General features: G+C 59.3%; 2 protein-coding genes and 2 pseudogenes. All 4 read left to right on the forward strand.

What is annotated here, in order from left to right:
• Positions 1-462, forward strand: a 462-nt coding sequence (locus EOA86_RS26485; protein WP_206630139.1) for a hypothetical protein, incomplete at its 5' end; no start/stop codon positions are given.
• Positions 463-1,522: 1,060 nt separating this feature from the next.
• Positions 1,523-2,191, forward strand: a complete 669-nt coding sequence (locus EOA86_RS26490; protein ID WP_128344397.1) for a haloacid dehalogenase type II — start codon at positions 1,523-1,525, stop codon at positions 2,189-2,191.
• A gap of 256 nt (positions 2,192-2,447) precedes the next feature.
• Positions 2,448-3,074: pseudogene (locus EOA86_RS40655) on the forward strand (phosphotransferase); the annotation flags it as partial.
• 417 nt (positions 3,075-3,491) lie between these two features.
• Positions 3,492-3,679: pseudogene (locus EOA86_RS26500) on the forward strand (aspartate aminotransferase family protein); the annotation flags it as partial.

Here is a 3,679-nt window from a genome sequence, read left to right on the forward strand (position 1 = left end):
CCGGTTATACTCACCAGCCTTGATGAGCCAACGGCGCGGGTAGCGATCGCCAAAGCGGGCCACAGCTTCATGATCGATGCCGGCGTCGGGCACGGCGCCTTCGACTTCGAGATCGGCCAGATTCGTGTGGTGCCGAAAGGTGCTGACACCGACGGACTATGGGCTCATGCCGCAAAACCCAAGAACATCGATGCAATGCTCGAAACGCCAGCCTATCGCGAGCACGCGAGAAAATTCGACGGCTGCGGGACCTTCATTCTTGCCGAGGCTAGCGCCGCTGTGCCGTTTGTCGGGGCGGCGATCGGTGCTCTGACAATTGCGCAGCTGCTACGCGTCGCATCCATGTGTTCGACCCCAAGGATCATGCAGGTCGAGCTGAACGCTCCGGACACTGTCAGCGCCGGTACGCTGAATCCCCCCACTGCCCAAGGGCTTGGTGGGATCGAGCTTCGCTGGGCGTAGCCCAACGTCCTAGACAGACGACCGCCTCCGGACGGGGCTTCGCGCAGATCGAACGGGGTCAGAATCAGGCATTCACTGGACATTGCCGGTCCACCTCGCCGCAGGAGCTTCGGACACTAACCCGAATGTTATCGCCCGCAGAGCAATTGCCTCTGTCGCCGAGCGCTTCACACCTTCGCATTTCCGGCCGGCTTTTCGGGCTTTCGCGCAGGAACGAAAACAGAAGAGAACCAGAATCTGCGTGTGCAATTTCTGCACACACCTAGCCGTAAGCTATTGATATGTATGGTTAAACTCTGCCATCCATCATGGGCGCCACGGCAAATCGCCTGTCTAAGTATTTCATTCCGTTACACTTTTTTGCTCTCAGTCGGCCCAATGCCCCACTGGACCGACTGATAAGGTAATTGCCATATCATATCCAAGAGCACGCTGAACAGCGACACAAACGTCTCCGACGCGGAATTAGAGCCCGCATTTGGCCACCCTGAGTGTGCACGGTCACCCGAGGCGGTATCCGCTGAACGGCGCACGTTCGATCGCGACCGGATGACGTTGGGGAACGGTCGGCGGGGCTTCACTCGTCTCACCGCGCAATCACCAAGGTTTGGTTTGCCGTGTCGGCGCTTCGAGTATGTCCCGTCTAGTGCAACGGATGCGTTCGAGGCGGCATTCCCTCATTGATGACCAGTGTGGCTTTGGGCCAAAGGACCGCCCGATTGTTCAGCTTTGCGCCTAACATCGGTCTTGGAGTTCCGCCGTCGCCCGCGAACACGAAGGATGGCCTTGGCTAGGGGTTGGCGTGCCTATCGAGCGATAATCGGACGCGGGCCGAACTGACTACGACCCTGATCTATTCGGCTCGGCTCAGCACACTGTGCGAGCGCTACAGGTCGGTTTCGGCTCAGGAGGGGCGAAAGAAACAGTACTGCGGAAGATCGTGCTGCGATTGCGGTAGACCGGAGGGCCCTTCTGCCGAACGACCATGTATTGCGGCACATTCTGCCAAACGCCTGCGGCTATGCTCGGCTAACACGGCAGATTGACAGGAACCAAGGACATGGATCGCTTCCGGCCGAAATACGTGACTTTTGATTGCCACGGCACGCTGATCAATTTCCAAATGGCGGGAGCCGCTCGGGATCTGTTCGGTCATCTTCTGGATGGGCCGCGCATGGACGAATTCATCAGAAACTTCCAAGCCTACCGCCTCGATGAGGTGTTGCAGGACTGGAAGCCCTATGCCGATGTCGTTCACAACGCACTGGAGCGGACGTGCCGCCGCAACAATGTCGCATTCCGTGCCGAAGACGCTGAAACGATCTACAACCGCATCCCGACCTGGGGGCCGCATCAGGACGTTCCCGAGGGCTTGGCTAAACTAGCCAAGGAAATTCCGCTGGTTATCCTTTCGAACTCCATGATGGCCCAAATTCCGTCGAACGTGGCAAAACTCGGCGCGCCATTTCATGCCGTCTACACCGCTGAACAGGCGGGGGCTTACAAGCCGCACTTCAAGGCGTTCGAATATATGTTCGACATGCTGCGATGCGGCCCGGAGGACATAACTCACGTTTCCTCGTCTTTCCGCCACGACCTGATGTCTGCCTATGACCTAGGGATCAAGAGCAAGGTCCGGGTTAATCGCGGCCATGAGCCAGCCAACCCTTATTACGAGTACACCGAAATCCGCGATGTGACGGAGCTACCGGGCGTTTTCGGGATCTGAGGGCGAGGATGGGGCGCGGGTTTATTGGCTGGACCGCTCCACCACTCGCAGCAAGAAGAACACCATATCCAGCAGGCGAGGATCTTTCGAGTTGGGTGCTTGTAGTCATCTGGTCTCCGATGAAAAAGCAGGCCAGCCCAATGGCTCCATGGCTGCGGGACGCGACCATCTGCCTTACGCGGCAGCCTCAACCGAAGCCTATTTTCGCACTGCCGCCGCAATCCTGGCCATGCGGCCGGCTTCTGCGGAACCAGACATGTCGGCGGCATTGCTTAAGCGTCACTACGGATTGGCGGGATCGATCGCCACATTATCCTCCGAGGTCGAGCGCACCGTTGAGGTCAACCTGTCGGACGGCCACCGACTGATCCTGAAGACGTCGACAAGACCGGAGGCGGTCGACAGCTTTCGTTTCCAAAGCGCCACCATGGCGGGATTGCAAGGGGCCGCGGGCTTCGTTGCACCCGAAGTGCTCCGCACCAGCAGCGGCGCGTTGATGTTTGAGGAAGAAGGGGTATGCGGGTACTTGCAGACCCGGATCGAAGGCGTTCCGCTGCACAAGGCGGTGCCCACTCCGGACCTGCTTTTTCGAACTGGCAGCGCTCTGGCCCGGCTGGACTTGGCCCTTGCGCAAGTCAATGTGCCCGCGGCCCACCGTCCCGTTCTTTGCCATGTCGGGTGCTGGTCGCGGTTGATGGAACTAGAGCAATACCTCCCACCCGGGAGCATTGCCGACAGCGTTCGCGTCGCGATGGCGGACTATGTGGAGTTTGTTGAGCCACAAATCTCGAACGTGGCGTGGCAGGTCACCCATAATGATCCCAGCCCATTCAATATGATGACGACTGCCCAGGGAACGGGTTTCATCGATTTTGGCGATGGCTGCTGGAGCCCCAGGATCCAGGATCTGGCGATCGCGGCAAGTCACGCCGTGACGGATCCGAACCTTCCTTTGGGTGGGGCCGAACATCTTATCGCCGGCTATGCCTCGGTCATTGCAATTTCGGCGCTGGAAGCAAGACTCCTCGTCGGATTGATGCGGGCGCGACAAAGCGCTTTGATCCTGGTCAATAACTGGCGCTCCCACCTTTTTCCGGGCGACGCCCAGTACATCAAAAAGAACGTCGCGCGTGCCGAGCATGGCCTCTCCATCCTGACGCCTCTTGGTGGCGCCTCGGGCGAGGCGGCAGTCCAGGCGGCAATGTCGTCGTCCCGCTGCAACGCCGTATCGGTTCGCCCGACAGGCAGGGTCGCCGAACCGCGAATTGATCAAGATACTCGTTCAGATAGGCAGCAGCACATGTCCACCGATCTCATGCCGAATCGCTACAGACCTGGCGAATCCGATCTTCCCAGGCGCGAGTCCGAGCTAATTGCTCGCCGTGACGACGTTCTGGGGGCCTCCTATCGGCTCCAGTACCGCCGGCCCGTGCACTTCGTTCGCGGCGAAGGCATGTGGCTCTACGATCCTGACGGGCGGGCCTATCT

Source organism: Mesorhizobium sp. M5C.F.Ca.IN.020.32.2.1 (genome assembly GCF_004023105.1).
GTDB classification, from domain to species: Bacteria; Pseudomonadota; Alphaproteobacteria; order Rhizobiales; family Rhizobiaceae; genus Mesorhizobium; species Mesorhizobium wenxiniae.